Below are 20,070 nucleotides of genomic sequence, written 5' to 3' on the forward strand. Positions count from 1 at the left end.
TCTATCGGAAGACCAATGGCGACGCTGACAGAAGATGATGTGCTTGAGCAACTGGATGCACAGGACAATTTATTTTCATTTATGAAAACTGCGCATGCCATTTTGCTCCAGGGGATACGCCAGTTTCTGCCGTCGCTGTTTGTCGATAACGATGAAGAGATCGTCGAATATGCAGTGAAGCCGTTGCTCGCCCAAAGCGGCCCGCTTGACGATATTGATGTTGCGCTGCGTTTGATTTATGCGCTGGGGAAAATGGATAAATGGCTGTACGCCGATATCACGCATTTTTCCCAGTTCTGGCATTACCTGAACGAACAGGATGAAATGCCCGGATTTAACGATGACATTACCTGGGATTTTATCAGCAACCTCAATAGCATAACCCGCAATGCGACGCTCTATGACGCGTTAAAAGCGATGAAGTTCGCCGATTTCGCCGTCTGGTCAGAGGCACGTTTTAGCGGGATGGTCAAAACGGCGCTGACGCTGGCAGTAACGACAACTTTAAAGGAATTCACGCCGTGAAAATCGAACTGACGGTGAATGGACTAAAGGTACAGGCGCAGTACTCTGATGATGAAATTGAAAATGTACATAAACCGCTACTGCGTATGCTGGCGGCCTTACAGACGGTAAATCCGCAGCGGCGTACGGTGGTATTTCTGTGTGCTCCACCGGGGACGGGTAAGTCCACCTTAACTACCTTCTGGGAATATCTCGCGCAACAAGACCCCGAACTACCCGCTATTCAGACACTACCGATGGATGGCTTTCACCATTACAACACCTGGCTGGATGAACATCAGCTACGCCCTTACAAAGGTGCGCCGCAGACGTTCGATGTGGCAAAACTGGCGGAGAATCTACGTCAGGCCGCGCAGGGTAACTGTACGTGGCCGCAGTATGATCGACAAAAACATGATCCTGTTGAAGATGCGTTGCACGTTACCGCGCCGCTCGTCATCGTCGAAGGAAACTGGCTATTACTGGATGACGAGCAGTGGCGCACGTTAGCGCAATTTTGTGATTTCTCGATATTTATCAAAGCGCCCGCATCTGCATTGCGGGAGCGTCTGGTGGGGCGCAAGCTGGCGGGCGGATTATCGCAGGCAGACGCAGAAGCCTTTTATGAACGTACCGACGGGCCGAATGTTCGTCGGGTGCTTGAACAGAGTCAGCCCGCAAATTTAACCTTAATGATGACCGCTACGGGTGAATATCGCCTGGTGGATTAACGTCTCTTATTACACCGCCTTCCAGTCGCACAACGCGAGAGAAATGACGCCGGGTAAATGCGGCGTCATGACTGATTGCTACGACGCTCGTGCCTCGCTGGCGGCACTTTTCCAGCCAGCTTTCAAACGCGCTCAACCAATTTTCGTCAAAATCCCGACTCGGCTCGTCCAGTAGTAATAGTGGCGGAGAGAGTGCTTCCAGGCAGGCGACGGCGACCATCCGTCGCTGCGCACTATGCAGATCTAACGGGTGCACGCAGGCAACGTCTGCTAACTGACAGCATTGCAGGGCAGCATTGGTGCGTTGAGCGATTTCATCCGCCGGGCATTTTTGCAGTTTCAAGCCAAATGCGATTTCCTCGGCGACGGTACTGTGAAACAACTGGTTTTCCGCTTCCTGAAACAATACGCCAATGTTTGCCGCACGTTGGCGGTTCTTCAGGTTTTTCATCGCCTGTTGTTGCAGCATAACCGTACCGGCTGTGGGCGTAAGAAGACCGGCCATTACTCGCAACAGTGTCGATTTTCCCGCGCCATTGTCGCCAGTCAGCGCCAGCCATTCACCTTGTTTGAGTTGCAGAGAAATATCGCAAAGACAATCCGTTGCCGCGCCAGGCCAGCGATAAGTTACCTGATTTAACGTTAACATAATGGCTGGATCGCTCCGTTTTGCAGTTGCCACGCTTGTTGGCAATAGTTCAGGAAAGGTGTGCGATGACGTTCAAAAAGAATAACCAGCGAACCGCGTTCCAGCGCCCAGTGTTGCAAACGCTGCAACAACATTTCGCTGGCCTGCGGCGTCAGGCGGCTAAAGGCTTCATCAAGAATTAATAGCTTTGGTTGCATGGCGATGGCGCAGGCAATCACCACGCGTTGGGTTTCCCCACCGGAGAGTGTTGCAGGGTGGCGATGGCGCAACGGCAGGCACTCAGCCAGGGTCAGGGCAGCGTCAATTCGCGCCATAATCTCTGCTTCAGCAAGACACAGGTTTTCTGGCCCAAACGCGATCTCTTCCTCCACGCTAAAGGTGCAACCGGAGAGCTGTAAATAGGGCGATTGCTGGACGAGCTGGATAGTGGCGGATTGTTCATTAAGCGGGAGCTGCCCAATGGGTGTACCGAGAAGCGTTCCCGTGCCTGCAATTTCTCCGGGCAGAAAATCCGGATACCAGCCCGCCATCAGTTGCGCCAGCGTACTTTTGCCACAGCCGTTGTTACCAAAGATGGCGATCATCCCCGGTTTGGCATAGTGAAAGTCATAAATGAACGGAGGATTTGTTGAGTGTGCAGGGAAATAGCAAAACTGTTCTAACGTAACCATAGCCACACTCCGGGTTCTGCCAGCATCAGCAAGATCATGATGTAACGCGCCATTTTTTCCAGGTTACTATCAGGCGGCGCCCACAACGTTGTACGTCGGTTGTGGATTCGAAATGCCCGCATATCCAGCGCCGCACCGCGGACTGCCAGATCGTTAAGCGCATTATGAGTCAGCGGAATAATTAACGCGGGCATCGCGCGTAAACGCTGATACCAGCTCTCATCCAGCGGCACGCCGCGAGCGCGCTGCGCTTCATGAATAATCGCTAATTGCCGTTTTAATTGCTCCACGACCAACAACGGCCCGGCAAAAAGATAAGCGACGCCCGGCGGCAGGCGAGAAGCAAACAAAGCGCGGATAAAACGTTGCACGGGGACGTATTGCATCCACAACTGCGAGGTTGAAACGATAGCCAGAATCCGCAGCCAGAGCGTAATTGCATGCGCCCACTGTTCTGCAGAGCGCGGTGTGCCACTTAGCCATTCAGTCAGCCAGCCACCGTGCACCAGCCATAGCCCGGCCCCCAGCGAGAACATCAGCCAGGCGACATATTTTGCTCGCCGCCGCGTGGCCTTTAGCGCAATAAGACAGAAAAAAGTCGCCGCGCTATAGACCGGCAATATTGTCTGTGCGGGCAGGATAAGCGTAGTGCAGGCCGCCAGCGCCCACAGCGTTAAGGAAGTAAACGGATGCATTTAGCGCACGGCAGCCATTGCCGGAAAATGGCGAGTGGTGCGAATCGGCAGTTGTCGGAGTAAAAGCCAGACAATCACCGCCGTGAGAATTTTGTCGACCAGGTTCGCGCCCATTACCGTAATTGCCACCGACTCCACCAGGTTTTGCCCCATCGAGTGCATCCAGGCGACGAACAAATCGGCTCCGCTTCCTGTCACGCCGCCGAACAGCGCAGTACGGAGTGGCACAGCAACGACGGTGACCGCCAGGGTAATCATCACGCCGCTGACAATGACTTTCGGCAGAGTGCGAAACCAACCCGCCCGCGCCAGCCAACCTGCAACCAGACCAATAACCATTGCCACAGGAGCAAACGCCGCGGCGATTGGGTCAGTCAGTAATCCCCAGAGTAAATTGGTTAGTAAGCCGGTCAACATTCCAATAACCGGGCCAAGTAGTACCGCGCTAATAAGTGTACCGATTGAGTCGAGAAAAATAGGTAATTTAACCATGCTGGCAAGTTGACCGCCGATCATGTTGATGGCGATAGAGATAACGATCAGCACCAGAGCCTGACTGGAAAAGTGGCGACGCGCCATAAGAAAACCTCTCTGAAAATAGTTATTTAATGGGGGAAATATGCAACTCGTCGTAACCAGAAAGCGCGCAAGGCTGGCGGCTAAACGCCAGTTCCTCAAGGCTGCCGATCACCAGTTCAAGCGTGGTACGAACGGTACAGCCAGGCATCATGTGGCCGCCAAGCATCGCGCCGTGTGGGTCCGAAACGCAGAGATGAAGATGCTCGCCAGTGTGTTCCAGCGTGCCGTTCAGTGCGATCACTTCAAATTTTCCACTGAGGAGAGTGGTGTTTTCTTGCCCGGCATAGCGCAAGGCGACGTCAGTTAGACTGCCGGTACAACCGGCAATCCATGCGGCGTGGAGCTGTTGCTGTTGCGCGAAGGAATGTAATAGGGAGAGAACTTCCTGCCCGGGGAGCAGGCGCAGCGTGTAAAAGCGTGCGGAGGAAGAATAAGGGTAGGGCAATGTCATCATTGGAGTACTCCGAAACTCGGACGTATTGCGGATGATATCGACGCTGTATCAGTCATATTCTGATATAAATCAGGGTTTGTGACGGCACAACGAAAAGATTTTGCTACGCTTATTCGTGATTCTGCAAAAGTGGAATAAATTCCAACGCATCAGGCCTGAAAATGTGACGTAAGTCAGATAATTGTCTTCTTTGACTGGACAATCATTCCTTTTATTCCATGTTTCGCTTATCCTAGCTGAAGCGTTTCAGTCGATTAAATGTTCGACAATTAACCAATCAGTCGCAGTTTGCGACAGGTAAGGTTTCCCCGAACGATTTGCTGGATTACTCTGTCTGGCAAATTTGCTCAGGGAAAGCCTTGCAGGAGATCTATGACCGTACGCGTAGCGATAAATGGCTTCGGTCGCATCGGGCGTAATGTGGTTCGTGCTTTGTATGAATCAGGACGTCGGGCGGAAATTACCGTGGTGGCAATCAACGAATTGGCGGATGCTGCGGGCATGGCGCATTTGTTGAAATATGACACCAGCCATGGCCGTTTTGCATGGGAAGTCCGTGAGGAACGCGACCAACTTTTTGTTGGTGACGATGCCATCCGCGTATTGCATGAACGCTCACTGCAATCGCTTCCCTGGCGTGAACTCGGTGTTGATGTGGTTCTCGACTGCACCGGCGTATATGGCACCCGCGAGCATGGCGAAGCGCACATTGCCGCCGGGGCCAAAAAAGTGCTCTTTTCACATCCTGGCAGTAACGATCTTGACGCTACGGTTGTTTATGGCGTCAATCAGGATCAACTTCGTGCGGAACACCGCATCGTTTCTAACGCTTCCTGTACCACGAATTGCATAATTCCCGTCATCAAATTGTTAGATGATGCGTACGGTATTGAGTCCGGCACTGTGACCACAATTCACTCCGCCATGCACGATCAACAGGTTATTGATGCGTACCATCCTGACCTGCGCCGCACCCGGGCAGCCAGTCAGTCGATCATTCCGGTCGATACCAAACTGGCCGCGGGTATCACACGATTTTTTCCGCAGTTTAACGATCGTTTTGAAGCGATTGCGGTGCGTGTGCCAACCATTAATGTGACGGCAATCGATTTAAGCGTGACGGTGAAGAAACCTGTAAAAGCCAATGAAGTCAACCAGTTGCTGCAAAAAGCAGCACAAGGTGCATTTCATGGTATAGTTGACTATACGGAATTGCCGTTAGTCTCGATAGATTTTAACCACGATCCGCACAGTGCCATTGTCGATGGCACTCAAACCCGGGTCAGTGGCGCACACCTGATCAAAACGTTGGTCTGGTGCGATAACGAATGGGGCTTTGCTAACCGAATGCTAGACACAACGTTAGCCATGGCCGCTGTTGCTTTCAGGTAAGACGCGTGCGCGTCTGCAAAACTTTTAGAATCAACGAGAGGATTCACCATGTCTGTAATTAAGATGACCGATCTGGATCTTGCTGGGAAACGTGTATTTATCCGTGCGGATCTGAACGTACCAGTAAAAGACGGGAAAGTAACCAGCGACGCGCGTATCCGTGCTTCTCTGCCAACCATCGAACTGGCCCTGAAACAAGGCGCAAAAGTGATGGTCACTTCCCACCTGGGTCGTCCTACCGAAGGCGAGTACAACGAAGAATTCTCTCTGCTGCCGGTTGTTAACTACCTGAAAGAAAAACTGTCTAACCCGGTTCGCCTGGTTAAAGATTACCTCGACGGCGTTGACGTTGCTGAAGGTGAACTGGTTGTTCTGGAAAACGTTCGCTTCAACAAAGGCGAGAAGAAAGACGACGAAACCCTGTCCAAAAAATACGCTGCACTGTGCGACGTATTCGTAATGGACGCATTCGGTACTGCTCACCGTGCGCAGGCTTCTACTCACGGTATCGGTAAGTTCGCAGACGTTGCGTGCGCAGGTCCGCTGCTGGCAGCTGAACTGGACGCGTTGGGTAAAGCGCTGAAAGAACCGGCTCGTCCGATGGTGGCTATCGTTGGTGGTTCTAAAGTTTCTACCAAACTGACCGTTCTGGACTCCCTGTCTAAAATCGCTGACCAGCTGATCGTTGGTGGTGGTATCGCTAACACCTTTATCGCGGCACAAGGCCACGATGTGGGTAAATCCCTGTACGAAGCTGACCTGGTTGACGAAGCTAAACGTCTGCTGACTACCTGCAACATTCCGGTTCCGTCTGATGTTCGCGTAGCAACCGAGTTCTCTGAAACTGCTCCGGCTACTCTGAAATCTGTTAACGACGTGAAAGCTGACGAGCAGATCCTGGATATCGGCGACGCTTCCGCTCAGGAACTGGCTGAAATCCTGAAGAATGCGAAAACCATTCTGTGGAACGGCCCGGTTGGCGTGTTCGAATTCCCGAACTTCCGTAAAGGTACTGAAATCGTGGCTAACGCTATCGCAGACAGCGAAGCGTTCTCCATCGCTGGTGGCGGTGACACTCTGGCAGCAATCGACCTGTTCGGCATTGCTGACAAAATCTCCTACATCTCCACTGGCGGCGGCGCATTCCTCGAATTCGTGGAAGGTAAAGTACTGCCTGCAGTAGCGATGCTCGAAGAGCGCGCTAAGAAGTAAAAAATCACAGGGCAGGGAAACCTGCCCTTGTTTCAGCGCGCTCATGTAGCACGCACTTTTTCTACAGCCCGACGATACAGGACAAGAGACATGTCTAAGATTTTTGATTTCGTAAAACCTGGCGTAATCACTGGTGATGACGTACAGAAAGTTTTCCAGGTAGCAAAAGAAAACAACTTCGCACTGCCAGCAGTAAACTGCGTCGGTACTGACTCCATCAACGCCGTACTGGAAACCGCTGCTAAAGTTAAAGCGCCGGTTATCGTTCAGTTCTCCAACGGTGGTGCTTCCTTTATCGCTGGTAAAGGCGTGAAATCTGACGTTCCGCAGGGCGCTGCTATCCTGGGGGCGATCTCTGGTGCGCATCACGTTCACCAGATGGCTGAACACTATGGTGTTCCGGTTATCCTGCATACCGACCACTGCGCGAAGAAACTGCTGCCGTGGATCGACGGTCTGCTGGACGCGGGTGAAAAACACTTCGCTGCTACTGGTAAGCCGCTGTTCTCTTCTCACATGATCGACCTGTCTGAAGAATCTCTGCAAGAGAACATCGAAATCTGCTCTAAATACCTGGAGCGCATGTCCAAAATCGGCATGACTCTGGAAATCGAACTGGGTTGCACTGGTGGTGAAGAAGACGGCGTGGACAACAGCCACATGGACGCTTCTGCACTGTACACCCAGCCGGAAGACGTTGATTACGCATACACCGAGTTGAGCAAAATCAGCCCGCGCTTCACCATCGCAGCTTCCTTCGGTAACGTACACGGCGTATACAAGCCGGGTAACGTCGTTCTGACCCCGACCATCCTGCGCGACTCTCAGGAATATGTTTCCAAGAAACACAACCTGCCGCACAACAGCCTGAACTTCGTATTCCACGGCGGTTCCGGTTCTACTGCTCAGGAAATCAAAGACTCCGTAAGCTACGGTGTAGTTAAAATGAACATCGATACCGACACCCAATGGGCGACCTGGGAAGGTGTTCTGAACTACTACAAAGCGAACGAAGCTTACCTGCAGGGCCAGCTGGGCAACCCGAAAGGCGAAGATCAGCCGAACAAGAAATACTACGATCCGCGCGTATGGCTGCGTGCCGGTCAGACTTCAATGATCGCTCGTCTGGAAAAAGCATTCCAGGAACTGAACGCGATCGACGTTCTGTAAGATATTCCTTTCTGCTTTTCTCAAGGCCCGCTCTGCGGGTCTTTTTTTCGCCAAAAGCAAAATTGCCTGATGCGCTGCGCTTATCAGGCCTACGTGATCTCTGCAATATATTGAATTTGCATGCTTGCGTAGGCTGGATAAGGCGTTCACGCCGCATCCGGCATGAACAAAGCGCACTTTGTCAACAATCTGAGGCCGCCAGGATAGAGGGGATTTTTTCGCCAAAAGCAAGGTGATGCACCTAAGAAATCTGTGATCTATTTGGCAAAATTATGCTTTATTGTTTACCCTTGTCAGACAGCCCGTCATAAGGCGGCGGAGTGTATTTCTCCATTTTGAGTCAGTTGAAAAGGAATATTGAATGGAAGATTTGAATGTTGTCGATAGCATACACGGTGCAGGTTCCTGGTTGGTGAACAACCAGGCGCTGTTGCTGAGTTATGCTGTAAACATCGTGGCGGCTCTCGCGATCATCATCATTGGTTTGATTATCGCGCGGATGATCTCCAACGCGGTGAATCGCCTGATGATCTCCCGTAACATAGATGCCACCGTTGCTGATTTTATCTCTGCATTAGCCCGATATGCGATTATTGCCTTTACGCTGATCGCAGCGTTAGGTCGCGTGGGCGTTCAAACCGCATCGGTTATCGCCGTGCTGGGTGCCGCAGGTTTGGCTGTAGGTTTGGCGTTGCAGGGTTCTCTGTCTAACCTGGCCGCTGGCGTGTTGCTGGTGCTGTTCCGCCCGTTCCGTGCCGGTGAATATGTCGACCTCGGCGGTGTTGCCGGTACAGTGCAGAGCGTACAGATTTTCTCCACCACCATGCGTACTGCAGACGGTAAAATAATTGTTATTCCGAACGGAAAAATTATTGCCGGAAATATTATTAACTTCTCCCGTGAGCCTGCACGCCGCAACGAATTTATTATTGGCGTGGCGTATGATTCCGATATCGATCAGGTTAAGCAAATCCTGACCGATATTATTCAGTCTGACGATCGTATTCTGAAAGATCGCGAAATGACCGTACGCCTGAACGAACTTGGTGCATCGTCGATTAATTTCGTCGTCCGTGTCTGGAGCAACAGCGGCGATCTGCAAAACGTTTACTGGGATGTGCTGGAACGTATTAAACGCGAGTTTGATGCCGCAGGTATCAGCTTCCCGTATCCGCAAATGGATGTGAACTTCAAGCGAGTGAAAGAAAATAAAGAGCGCGAAGCGGTAACACGTTAATCATGTAAAGCGCCCATAGAAGTTATGGGCGCATTACCCAATTAACGCATTGTTTCATCAAGTATATTGGCAACTTTTTGTATGACTTCCCCGGCATTGTCCACGCCTTCAGTCTTTTGCTTTTCTACCCACTGAGTTTGCTCTTGCTGATAATCAATCGCTTTCTGCCAGGCGTCCAGTTCTGATTTTTTCAGATAGCGAACATGTACACCTTCCTGCTCGAGCGTTTTTACCATGTTGATCAGATTGTTATCTAATGCCTGGCCTAGCGCCTTCTGGGTTGTAATGGCTGCTCGTTGAATCGCCTCGCGATCTTGAGTACTGAGGCTTTCCCAGGTGTGTTTATTCATCGTCAAAAGATAAACATGGCCGAGCCAGAGCGAAGGAGATAGCAACACATTCGGCGCAGCACGTTCAGCATGGATGTCATATCCGCTATCGAGATTGACCATTAAGCCATCGAGTTGCCCGTCACGGAGGGCTGTTGTGATTTGCTCATTCCACGGTAAGGTTACGGTTTTTGCTCCCGTATGACTTAAATAAGCCCGATGCCAGAAACTGGCTGTGCGCCAGGTGGTTCCCTGAAGATCGGTTAATGTCTGAATGGGTTTGGTGGAAAAAAAGCCTACCGGGTAGCCAAGGAAAAATTGTAAGTTCACGACATTGTTACGCTCAAGTTCAGCGTTAAATTCGGGAATTTCCGCATATACGCGACGAAAGAATTCAACCTGACTGGCTCCATGATCCGGGCCAATAGCAAAGCTCTTGAAGATTTGATGAAGCGGTAATTGTTTCGCTGTGTATTCCGGCACCACTATACCCATATCAGCTTTGCCGCCATCGCTTATCGTCGCCAGTGCATCATAGCTGATGGCGGTTTCACCGTTCCAGTGTGGTTCAATTTTCAAACGTCCCTGCGACTCTTTTTCAATTTCTGCAAAAAATGTCTCTTGAATCAGTTGGGTACGCATTCCACCAAAGGGTTCATGATCGGTATAGCGCAGGATTTTTTCTGTGGCAAAATTGGGGGGAGATATCAGAAGTAATCCTGATAAAAGAAAGGGGAGTAATTGTCGGTAGTGCATATCTGTTCCCTCAGTTTATTAATTAAACTTATACTATATTAATATTATCAATTATCCCTAATGTTATTCCCGCGCTATAGTCTGCGCATCAGATAATTAGCCCGGAATAAATTACGTGATATCTTATTACTTTCAAGGCCTTGCACTTGGTGCGGCTATGATCCTGCCGCTCGGCCCACAAAATGCTTTTGTGATGAATCAGGGCATTCGCCGCCAGTACCACATTATGATTGCCTTGCTCTGCGCGATGAGCGATTTGGTCCTGATTTGCGCCGGGATTTTTGGTGGTAGCGCGTTATTGATGCAGTCACCGTGGTTGCTGGCGCTGGTGACCTGGGGCGGTGTGGCTTTCTTGCTGTGGTATGGCTTTGGTGCTTTTAAAACGGCGATGAGCAGTAATATTGAGCTGGTCAGTGCTGAAGTGAGGAAGCAGGGACGTTGGAAAATTATTGCCACTATGCTGGCGGTAACCTGGCTGAATCCGCATGTTTACCTGGATACCTTTGTGGTATTGGGCAGCCTGGGCGGGCAGCTTGATGTCGAGCCAAAACGTTGGTTTGCGCTCGGGACGATTAGCGCCTCTTTCCTGTGGTTTTTTGGCCTGGCGTTATTAGCGGCCTGCCTGGCACCGCGTCTGCGCACGGCAAAAGCACAGCGCATCATCAATTTTGTGGTGGGCTGCGTTATGTGGTTTATTGCTCTGCAACTGGCGAAAGATGGTATTGCTCATGCACAAGCCTTGTTCAGTTAGGCGCTATCTGATGGAAAAATAAAACAGAGACGCTAAGCTTGCCTCCAGAGGTCCTGAATTTTGGGCAAGTCAATTAACACGGAGAGACTAACGTGAAGTTCAAAGTTATCGCCCTGGCGGCATTGATGGGTTTCAGCGGGATGGCAGTACAGGCCAATGAACTACCGGATGGTCCGCACATTGTCACTTCAGGAACGGCAAGCGTTGATGCGGTGCCTGATATCGCTATTCTTGCTATTGAAGTTAACGTGACGGCGAAGGATGCCGCGTCTGCCAAGAAGCAGGCGGATGAGCGCGTCGCGCAATATATCTCTTTCCTTGAACTCAATCAGATCGCGAAAAAAGATATCAGTTCCGCGAATTTGCGTACCCAGCCAGACTACGATTACCAGGATGGTAAAAGTATCCTGAAAGGCTACCGTGCCGTGAGAACGGTGGAAGTCACGCTTCGTCAGTTAGACAAACTGAATTCCTTGCTGGATGGCGCGTTGAAGGCCGGACTCAACGAAATTCGTTCTGTGTCGTTGGGCGTGGCGCAGCCGGATGCCTATAAAGACAAAGCGCGTAAGGCAGCGATTGATAACGCGATTCATCAGGCTCAGGAGCTGGCGAACGGCTTTAATCGCAAACTGGGGCCGGTATATAGCGTGCGCTACCATGTTTCCAATTATCAGCCCAGCCCAATGGTACGCATGATGAAAGCCGATGCCGCGCCGGTTTCCGCCCAGGAAACTTACGAGCAGGCCGCTATTCAGTTTGATGATCAGGTCGATGTGGTCTTCCAGTTAGAACCAGTGGATCAACAGCCCGCTAAAACACCTGCCGCACAATAATACTTGTAGCCCGACTTATTTGTCGGGCTAATGTCTTTATCTGATATCGCCTCTTTTTTCTGTAATTTTCTGTAAAACCATGACGTAAGCACCTATTTTTGCTTGCGATTTCATTAAGGATGAACTGACTGAAACGGTTAAGCGGACAGGGATGTTTGGAGGAAGCGGCGATGGATATTTTTATTTCGAAAAAGATGCGCAATTTTATTTTATTAGCGCAAACCAATAATATTGCCCGGGCGGCAGAAAAGTTACATATGACTGCTTCACCGTTCGGCAAAAGTATTTCCGCCCTGGAGGAACAAATTGGTTATACATTATTTACCCGTAAAGATAATAATATCAGTCTTAATAAAGCCGGGCAGGAGCTTTATCAAAAACTCTTCCCGGTTTACCAACGGCTTTCTGCTATCGATAATGAAATTCATAATTCCGGACGTCGTTCTCGTGAAATTGTGATTGGTATCGATAATACTTATCCGACGATTATTTTTGATCAGTTAATTAGCCTGGGGGATAAGTATGAAGGTGTGACGGCCCAGCCGGTTGAGTTCAGCGAAAATGAGGTTATCGACAATCTGTTCTATCGTCAGCTTGATTTTATTATCTCTCCGCAGCATGTTTCCGCTCGTGTACAGGGGTTGGATAATCTAACAATGAGTGAACTACCGCCGCTACGACTGGGGTTTCTCGTTTCTCGCCGTTATGAAGAGCGTCAGGAGCAGGAGTTATTACAGGAGCTGCCCTGGTTACAGATGCGCTTTCAAAACCGTGCTAATTATGAAGCGATGATTGATGCGAACATGCGCCCTTGTGGGATCAATCCAACAATTATTTATCGCCCATACAGTTTTATGGCCAAAATCAGCGCCGTTGAGCATGGACATTTTCTTACGGTGATCCCACATTTTGCATGGCGGCTGGTGAACCCAGCTACGTTGAAATATTTTGATGCACCGCATACGCCAATGTATATGCAGGAATATCTTTATTCACTGAAAAATCATCGCTATACCGCCACGCTGCTACAGCAAATTGCTGAAGATCGTGACGGTACGAGCGATTAACCCAGCATTGAGCCAGTTTCGAGATAATTACGATGCAGATCGAAAACGTGGCTAAGATCGTGGTGAATATGCCCGCCGGGCGCATTCTCCAGATAGCGATGCAGATAGTCACGGTACATAGGATGCGCGCAGTTATCGATGATTGTGCGCGCGCGCTGAAGTGGAGAGAGGCCACGCAAGTCGGCGATCCCTTGTTCTGTGATGATCACTTTCACGCTGTGTTCGCTGTGATCAACATGGCTGCACATAGGCACGATGGTTGAGATTTTACCTTCCCTGGCGATAGATGGCGCCATAAAGATCGACAAGTAAGCATTGCGTTCAAAATCGCCGCTACCACCGATACCATTCATTAAATTAACGCCGACTACGTGCGTTGAGTTGGCGTGTCCGTAAATATCAAACTCGAGGCCGACATTCAGAGCGATAACACCAAGGCGGCGGATAATTTCTGGGTTATTGGAAATCTCCTGCGGACGTAACACAATGCGGCTGGCGAAGTAATCCATATTGGCGTAAATCTTGCGCAGTGAGTCGGCAGAAATTGTCAGACTGGAGGCGCTGGCGCCGGTAATTTTACCGGTTTCCAGAAGATGAACCACAGACTCCTGTAGCACTTCCGAATACATCATAAACGGAGGAATATCCTGGTTTTCACCCAGGCGCGCCATTACCGCATTATTGATGTTGCCTACCCCACTTTGCAGTGGCAGAAATTCCCGCGGAATGCGCCCCTGCGCCATTTCACGCAACAAAAAGGTGATCACATTGTCGGCGATTTGCTGGCACATGGGATTTTGTTTATCCAGCGAGTTACCTGCATCAGGTAAGTTGGTTTCCACGACGGCGACAATTTTTTTCGGATCGATTTGTACATAACGTGTACCGACGCGATCCATCGCATGGAAGATCGAAACGCTATTGCGCCGCGGTGGTGCACCAGGAGTCACAATATCCGCCAGTTCTGCGACGCGAGGGTCGTGATAATGATTGAGCTCAATGATCACTTTCTTTGCACGCAGCAACCAGGTCGGGGCATTACCGATCCCACTGGTTAACCAGACGCGACCATCCGGAGCGAGGGCTGAGGCTTCAATTACCGCAACATCAATGTCGCCGAAAAAGCCGTAGTTGACCATTTGCGCCACTTCGCTCAAATGCAGATCAACAAAACTAACCGCCCCCTGATTGATCTTTTTACGTAATCCCGATGATGTCTGATATGGCGCGCGCCATGAAACGGCGTCAGCTTCAGAGAGAATGTCATCGGCGGCGGCACTAATCGACGCTCCGGTCAGCAGGCGAATTTGATACGGTTTTTTCGCCTCATGTTGTTCATTGGCGCGACGGGCAATGGCGACAGGAAGAGCCTTGGGCGAACCCGCAGGGGTAAAACCACTGAATGCCACCATATCGTTGTGCTGGATAATTTCCGCCGCTTCATCGGCGGTCATCCTTGTCCGGGTAATATTCATCCTTTGCTCCTTAGTTCGTGGATCATTAATGACCGACGAAATTAGGTTTACGTTTTTCCAGGAAGGCGTTCATACCTTCCTGATAATCTTCGCTGTCATAAACCGCCCGACGCATCCCTTGAATACGCTCAAATTCATCTGAATTCATGGTGTGTGCTTCACCCAGTACGCGCAGCTCTTCCTTGATTACTGCAATGGCTAACGGTGCTTTTTCGGAAATGTGGTGAGCCATTTGTAAGGTGAAATCTTCCAGTTCGTCGGCCTCAACAACGTGGTTGAGAATGCCAACAGCCAGCGCGCGTTGGGCGGTGATTGGCGAAGCGGTAAAAATCAGCTCTTTGACAATGTGGAAACCCGCGTCGCGAGTCAGGTTGTGGATCCCCACCAGGTTATACGGTACGCCCAGGTTGACTGGCGTCATTGAGAAGGTAGAAGTACTGGCGGCGATGATCAGATCAGAACTCATGATCATTTCAAATGCGCCACCCCAGACGCTACCTTCGACCATCGAAATTACCGGTTTAGGGCATTTTTGGATCACGCGGGTAATTTGACGTAGTGGATCATCGTAAGAGAGCGGATCGCGACCTCCTGATGGCAACTCATGAATGTCGTGACCTGCGGAAAAGACTTTGGAACCACTTGGGGCGCGCAGAATGATGCAGCGGATTTCTGGACGGTTGAGATCGTTTAATGCCTGAATCAAATCATCAATAAAGACTTTACTTAACGCATTGAGTTTGCGGGTATAGTTAAACTCAATGACCGCCACTTTGCTGATGATGGTTACATTAACATACTGATAAGACATAAAAATTCCCTTAATTAAAATACTGAGTCTGGATAAAATCACTGAGCTGCCGTAAACCTGTGCGCGGCGAGAGCATATTATTTTTGACCGCTAATAGCGTTTGGCTGTAATAGCGATCGAAATCTTCATTAGTGAACAGGTGGTGCAGCACCTCTTCTTCGGTCTGTTTACGCAACCATTCCATCGATTGTTGTTGCCGCACCTGTTGTAAACGACCGCTGGTGGTCAGTGCGGTTTTGAAATCGATAATTGCGCGCCAAATCTCATCGATGCCGCATTTTTCCAGTGCACTACAGGTGAGGACCTGGGGCTGCCATTCGTCATATTTTCGACGCAGAATATGCAGAACGCTTTCGTACATATGGCGGGCAATGGCGACATTCGTGTGGTTATCACCATCATCTTTGTTGATGACAATCAGATCTGCCATCTCCATCAAACCCTTTTTAATGCCCTGGAGATCATCGCCGCCACCGGCAATCTGTAGCGAGATAAAGCAGTCCACCATGCGGGCGACTTCCGTTTCTGACTGCCCGACGCCGACGGTTTCAACGATCACCACGTCATAACCCGCCGCTTCACATAACAGCATTAACTCCCGCGCCCGCTGACTGGCGCCGCCAAGGTGACCAGATGACGGAACCGGGCGAATAAACGCTGCATCGGCACGCGCCAGTTCGGTCATACGAGTTTTATCCCCAAGGATGCTGCCACCGGTTACAGGGCTGCTGGGATCGACGGCAATCACTGCGACCTTAAGCCCCTGGTGAATCAGTAACATGCCGAAGGCTTCAAGAAAGGTACTTTTTCCTGCTCCTGGCGTGCCGGTAACGCCCAGTCGCAGGGCGTTACCACAAAACGGCATGATGGCATCAAGCAGTTGAGTGCTGAGTGCCTGATGGCGAGAGTGGCGGCTTTCAACCAGCGTCATGGCCTGGGCGAGCGTAGCACGCTCACCCAGACGTAGGCGCCGAATGCTGTCTGTCAGCGTGGCTTCGTTAATCATGATGTTGGCTAATCCGGTTTAGCACATCACGCACGCTGTCGAGCATGGGAGTACCAGGGCCGTAAATCGCCGCCACGCCACGCTCTTGCAGGAAGGCATAATCTTGCGGCGGAATAACGCCACCGGCGACCACGCAAATATCTTCGCGCCCCCATTTTTTCAGGGCTTCAACCAGTTCCGGGATCAGCGTTTTATGTCCAGCTGCAAGCGAGGACGCGCCCACCACATGAACATCGTTTTCCACTGCCAGGCGGGCGATCTCTTCCGGCGTGGAGAACATAGGACTTAAATCAACGTCGAAACCAAGATCGGAATAGGCGCTGGCAATGACTTTCGCCCCGCGATCGTGTCCATCTTGTCCCATTTTGGCGATCAGAATGCGTGGGCGACGGCCATTATTCGCGAGGAACTGCTCCGTTTGCGCAACAATTGCATCAAACTCGAAGGCTGATTTTTCCGACTGATGATAGCTTTGCGCAATGACGCCAGTAACACACTGGCTCGGTACCAGATAACGATCAAAAGCGGCTTCCAGCGCATCGGATATTTCACCCAGCGTCGCGCGAACGCGAGCCGCATTAACAGCGGCAGCCAGCAGGTTTTCGTTATGCTGTGCAGCGTGAGTCAAGGCGTTCAGCGCGGTAGTTACGGCGGCATCATCACGGGAGGCGCGAATGCGTTCCAGCGAAGCAATTTGCTCGTTACGTACCATCACGTTGTCGATTTCAAGGACATCAGTTTCATCTTCGTGATCCAGCTTGTACTTGTTGACGCCGACGATCACGCGTTTACCCTGGTCGATCAACGACTGTTCACGGGCAGACGCTTCTTCGATCATCCGTTTTGGCAGACCTGCTTCGATCGCCTTCGCCATGCCTCCGGCTTCGTCGATCTGATCAATGATGGCTCTGGCCTGTTTCACGATCTGATCGGTTAGCGACTCAACGTAATAAGAACCGGCCAGTGGATCGACGGTGCGACAGAGTTCAGACTCTTCCTGAATAATGATCTGGGTGTTACGGGCAATACGTGCCGAAAAATCGGTCGGCAGACCAAGCGCTTCGTCAAAGGCATTTGTATGCAGCGACTGAGTTCCGCCAAGGGTGGCTGCCAACGCTTCAATTGTGGTGCGGATAACGTTGTTATAGGGATCCTGTTCGGTGAGACTCCAGCCGGAGGTTTGACAGTGGGTGCGCAGCGCCAGCGATTTCGGATCTTTGGCGCCAAATCCGCTTACTGCTTCGCTCCAGAGATAACGTGCGGCGCGCAGCATGGCGACGTTCATAAACAGGTCCATGCCGATACCAAAGAAGAATGACAGGCGCGGGGCGAAGTCATCAATTTTTAAGCCAGCAGAGAGAGCGGCTTTGATGTACTCAATCCCATCGGCGAGAGTAAACGCCACCTGTTGCACGCAGTTCGCACCAGCTTCGCCCATGTGGTAGCCGCTGATACTAATGGTATTGAAGCGCGGCATATTGCCGGAACACCAGGCGATAATGTCAGCGATAATGCGCATAGAAGGTTTCGGTGGGTAAATATAGGTATTGCGGCAGAGGTACTCTTTGAGGATATCGTTCTGAATTGTACCCGTCAGTTTATCAGGGGGAACGCCTTGCTCTTCTGCCGCCACGATATAAAAGGCCAGCACTGGCAGGACTGCACCGTTCATGGTCATCGAAACCGACATTTTATCCAGCGGGATTTGGTCGAATAGCACCTTCATATCTTCTACGGTGTCGATAGCGACGCCCGCTTTGCCAACATCGCCCGCCACGCGCGGGTTATCGGAGTCATAGCCACGGTGAGTGGCAAGGTCAAATGCTACGGAAAGACCTTTTTGCCCGGCAGCCAGGTTACGGCGATAAAAAGCGTTGGACTCTTTTGCTGTCGAGAAACCGGCATACTGACGGATGGTCCACGGTTGGGCGGTATACATAGTGGCGCGGGGACCACGAACGTAGGGCGGCAAGCCAGGAAGGGTACCGGTCACTTCCAGATTGTCGAGATCGGCTTCGGTATACAGTGGCTTGATGGCGATCCCTTCCGCCGTTTGCTGAACCAGCGAGTCGACGGTTTTCTCCCGACGGCTCAACTCCTTGTTGGCAAGCTGTTGCCACTCTTGCACGTTTGACATTATTTGCTCCATAAAACGCAATAAAAATTAGGGGGTTTGCGCTTACGGTGAGCTTTTTATACGGGTTTGTCGCCAGCAAAAAAAATGTAATGGGGCGTCTTTTTTTGCCGTGTGAGATTTGTCTGTTTTGTGACGTTATTCAAAGAATAAAAAAGGAAAAAAGAAAAACGCCTGATATGTGCTACCAGACGTTAACTGATTGATTAATCCTGACGAAGCACTTTGTGACCATAGTCGAGCAAAGCATCAGTGACTTTACGCATCATGCGGCTTTCTGGGGCAAAGCGATGCCAGTAGAGCATTCGCCGTTGGAATAGCCCGGGCGTCAGGTCAATCAACTCTCCGCTGGCCAATTCTTTTTCAATTTGCAGGTGTGGGATCATACAGCAGGTTGTACCCTGACGAGCGAGTTGCACGAAGGCTTCGGACGAGTTAACGATATGGCACGGTACGCTACCTGGCGGCAGATCGAAGTTTTGCTGCAAAAATGCCTGATGCATATCGTCAAGATGGTCAAAGGCGACTACCGGTGCTTTGAGCAGCGCAGAGCGGCTTACTCCGTTGGGGAAGTATTTCTCGGCAAACGGTTTGGAGCTGACGAACAGATAGTCGAGCGCGCCAAGTTTATCAACCAGGCAACTAGGCAGCGCCTGATGTTGAATACTCACCGCGCCGACCACTTCACCACGACGCAGGCGTTCCTGGGTGCGAGTTTCATCTTCCACCTGTAAGTTCAGGCGAATGGGCGAATCAGCCAGTACAGGAGCCAGTGCCGGAAGCAACCAGGTTGCCAGACTGTCGGCGTTGACTGCCAGCGAGAGCAGTAGTGGGGTGGAACCCGTTTGTTCATCGCCCAGCCACTCTTCTTCCAGCAGCTCGACCTGGCGAAGCAGTGCCAGTAATTTTTGCCCTTGTTCTGTCGGGCGTGGGGGAACAGTACGCACCAACAGCGGCTGCCCGAACATATTTTCCAGCTGCTTAATGCGTTGTGAGACGGCTGATTGCGTAATGCACAACTTTTGTGCCGCGCGCTCAAATCCTCGTTCACGTATCACCGCATCCAGTGCCTGTAATGTCCTGTAGTCCGGGCGTTTCATTTCTCTAACCTGCTCCTCAAATATTCTCATGCCGAACTATGACATAATTTTGCTTTGGGTACAGAGTATTTAACGCATACAAAAGCGGTCATAGTGGAAATTTTGGTTGGCAATACCATTTTCACGTAATCCTTTGCCGAGCGCTTTGGCAACACTCTGTGGGCCGCAAAACCAGAAATGGGTATCGCATCTATCTGCTATTTTATCAGTCAGATTTTGCACCTGTAGGTACTCACCTTTATGCGCATCAAGCAGATGCAGTGTGACACCAGCAAGGATACAAAGTGAGGTAAGTTTATCAACATACCAGGCATCCTCGCCTCGGCTGATGCAATACCAGAGATCTACAGGAACAGGGGACGCACCATGCTGGCTCAGATACTCAAGCTGGGCTATAAAGAGGGTAATGCCGATGCCCGGCACCTTGTTAAGCCATGATGAACGCAACGATAAACACATCGTCAGCGTCATCAAACACCATGCAATGGTCCCCGTAAAAAAGAACATATTTTGC

Annotated in this window: 21 protein-coding genes; 9 read left to right on the forward strand and 12 right to left on the reverse strand. The window is 50.8% G+C overall.

The window, feature by feature from the left end:
* The first annotated feature begins 15 nt into the window (after positions 1-15).
* Complete coding sequence (fumE, locus tag A9180_RS16815) at positions 16-525, forward strand: fumarase E (protein WP_064529753.1); 510 nt, start codon at positions 16-18, stop codon at positions 523-525.
* Positions 522-1,235, forward strand: coding sequence for a nucleoside/nucleotide kinase family protein (locus A9180_RS16820; RefSeq protein ID WP_064529754.1), 714 nt, complete (start codon positions 522-524; stop codon positions 1,233-1,235). The genes fumE and A9180_RS16820 overlap by 4 nt, the downstream gene beginning before the upstream one ends.
* Here A9180_RS16820 and A9180_RS16825 read toward each other — a convergent pair.
* The 5 genes from A9180_RS16825 to A9180_RS16845 are packed head-to-tail and all read right to left on the reverse strand — an operon-like array spanning position 1,207 to position 4,283.
* The gene (locus A9180_RS16825; RefSeq protein ID WP_064529755.1) at positions 1,207-1,884 is read right to left on the reverse strand and encodes an ABC transporter ATP-binding protein; all 678 of its coding nucleotides are present in this window, start codon (positions 1,882-1,884) and stop codon (positions 1,207-1,209) included. The genes A9180_RS16820 and A9180_RS16825 overlap by 29 nt on opposite strands.
* Positions 1,878-2,555, reverse strand: a complete 678-nt coding sequence (locus A9180_RS16830) for an ABC transporter ATP-binding protein (RefSeq protein ID WP_064529756.1) — start codon at positions 2,553-2,555, stop codon at positions 1,878-1,880. Before A9180_RS16830 ends, A9180_RS16825 begins: the two co-directional genes overlap by 7 nt.
* On the reverse strand, positions 2,543-3,250 hold the full coding sequence (locus A9180_RS16835; RefSeq protein ID WP_064529757.1) for an energy-coupling factor transporter transmembrane component T: 708 nt from the start codon (positions 3,248-3,250) through the stop codon (positions 2,543-2,545). Before A9180_RS16835 ends, A9180_RS16830 begins: the two co-directional genes overlap by 13 nt.
* Complete coding sequence (locus tag A9180_RS16840) at positions 3,251-3,829, reverse strand: ECF transporter S component (protein ID WP_064529758.1); 579 nt, start codon at positions 3,827-3,829, stop codon at positions 3,251-3,253.
* A 22-nt stretch (positions 3,830-3,851) separates the two neighbouring features.
* Positions 3,852-4,283 (reverse strand): PPC domain-containing DNA-binding protein, encoded by a 432-nt coding sequence (locus tag A9180_RS16845; RefSeq protein ID WP_064529759.1) that lies wholly within the window; start codon positions 4,281-4,283, stop codon positions 3,852-3,854.
* A 372-nt stretch (positions 4,284-4,655) separates the two neighbouring features.
* On the opposite strand from A9180_RS16845, the gene epd reads away from it, so the two are divergent.
* The 4 genes from epd (at position 4,656) to mscS (ending at position 9,294) form a co-directional block, all read left to right on the forward strand.
* Positions 4,656-5,675 (forward strand): erythrose-4-phosphate dehydrogenase, encoded by a 1,020-nt coding sequence (gene epd, locus A9180_RS16850; protein ID WP_064529760.1) that lies wholly within the window; start codon positions 4,656-4,658, stop codon positions 5,673-5,675.
* Positions 5,676-5,723: 48 nt separating this feature from the next.
* Positions 5,724-6,887: a phosphoglycerate kinase gene (gene pgk, locus A9180_RS16855; protein WP_064529761.1), complete on the forward strand. Its 1,164-nt coding sequence runs from the start codon at positions 5,724-5,726 to the stop codon at positions 6,885-6,887.
* Positions 6,888-6,977: 90 nt separating this feature from the next.
* Positions 6,978-8,057 (forward strand): class II fructose-bisphosphate aldolase, encoded by a 1,080-nt coding sequence (gene fbaA, locus A9180_RS16860; RefSeq protein ID WP_000034372.1) that lies wholly within the window; start codon positions 6,978-6,980, stop codon positions 8,055-8,057.
* A 361-nt stretch (positions 8,058-8,418) separates the two neighbouring features.
* Positions 8,419-9,294, forward strand: coding sequence for a small-conductance mechanosensitive channel MscS (gene mscS / locus A9180_RS16870; RefSeq protein WP_064529763.1), 876 nt, complete (start codon positions 8,419-8,421; stop codon positions 9,292-9,294).
* 41 nt (positions 9,295-9,335) lie between these two features.
* On the opposite strand, the gene A9180_RS16875 is transcribed toward mscS, so the two are convergent.
* On the reverse strand, positions 9,336-10,379 hold the full coding sequence (locus tag A9180_RS16875) for a C4-dicarboxylate TRAP transporter substrate-binding protein (RefSeq protein WP_064529764.1): 1,044 nt from the start codon (positions 10,377-10,379) through the stop codon (positions 9,336-9,338).
* Between the two features lie 115 nt (positions 10,380-10,494).
* Between A9180_RS16875 and argO the strand changes: the two genes are divergently transcribed.
* The 3 genes from argO to srsR all read left to right on the forward strand — a co-directional run bounded on the left by argO (position 10,495) and on the right by srsR (position 13,030).
* The gene (argO, locus tag A9180_RS16880; RefSeq protein ID WP_074399610.1) at positions 10,495-11,130 is read left to right on the forward strand and encodes an arginine exporter ArgO; all 636 of its coding nucleotides are present in this window, start codon (positions 10,495-10,497) and stop codon (positions 11,128-11,130) included.
* A gap of 92 nt (positions 11,131-11,222) precedes the next feature.
* Entirely contained in the window at positions 11,223-11,963 is a 741-nt protein-coding gene (locus A9180_RS16885; protein ID WP_064529765.1) for an oxidative stress defense protein, read from the forward strand.
* A 170-nt stretch (positions 11,964-12,133) separates the two neighbouring features.
* Positions 12,134-13,030 carry a LysR family transcriptional regulator SrsR gene (gene srsR / locus A9180_RS16890; protein ID WP_064529766.1) on the forward strand — a complete coding sequence of 299 codons (897 nt, stop codon included), beginning with the start codon at positions 12,134-12,136 and terminating at the stop codon, positions 13,028-13,030.
* On the opposite strand, the gene scpC is transcribed toward srsR, so the two are convergent.
* The 6 genes from scpC to A9180_RS24020 form a co-directional block, all read right to left on the reverse strand.
* On the reverse strand, positions 13,027-14,505 hold the full coding sequence (scpC, locus tag A9180_RS16895; RefSeq protein WP_064529767.1) for a propionyl-CoA:succinate CoA transferase: 1,479 nt from the start codon (positions 14,503-14,505) through the stop codon (positions 13,027-13,029). The two genes, srsR and scpC, sit on opposite strands and share 4 nt — an antisense overlap.
* A gap of 25 nt (positions 14,506-14,530) precedes the next feature.
* The gene (gene scpB / locus A9180_RS16900; protein WP_064529768.1) at positions 14,531-15,316 is read right to left on the reverse strand and encodes a methylmalonyl-CoA decarboxylase; all 786 of its coding nucleotides are present in this window, start codon (positions 15,314-15,316) and stop codon (positions 14,531-14,533) included.
* A gap of 10 nt (positions 15,317-15,326) precedes the next feature.
* Positions 15,327-16,322 (reverse strand): methylmalonyl Co-A mutase-associated GTPase MeaB, encoded by a 996-nt coding sequence (gene meaB / locus A9180_RS16905; RefSeq protein ID WP_064529769.1) that lies wholly within the window; start codon positions 16,320-16,322, stop codon positions 15,327-15,329.
* Positions 16,315-18,459, reverse strand: coding sequence for a methylmalonyl-CoA mutase (gene scpA, locus A9180_RS16910; RefSeq protein ID WP_064529770.1), 2,145 nt, complete (start codon positions 18,457-18,459; stop codon positions 16,315-16,317). The genes meaB and scpA overlap by 8 nt, the downstream gene beginning before the upstream one ends.
* 203 nt (positions 18,460-18,662) lie before the next feature.
* Complete coding sequence (gene argP / locus A9180_RS16915; protein WP_000828349.1) at positions 18,663-19,556, reverse strand: DNA-binding transcriptional regulator ArgP; 894 nt, start codon at positions 19,554-19,556, stop codon at positions 18,663-18,665.
* A 69-nt stretch (positions 19,557-19,625) separates the two neighbouring features.
* Positions 19,626-20,027, reverse strand: a complete 402-nt coding sequence (locus A9180_RS24020; protein ID WP_262364631.1) for a ferric reductase — start codon at positions 20,025-20,027, stop codon at positions 19,626-19,628.
* Between the last annotated feature and the right edge of the window lie 43 nt (positions 20,028-20,070).

Source organism: Escherichia sp. B1147, assembly GCF_001660175.1.
In the GTDB taxonomy this organism is placed as follows: domain Bacteria; phylum Pseudomonadota; class Gammaproteobacteria; order Enterobacterales; family Enterobacteriaceae; genus Escherichia; species Escherichia whittamii.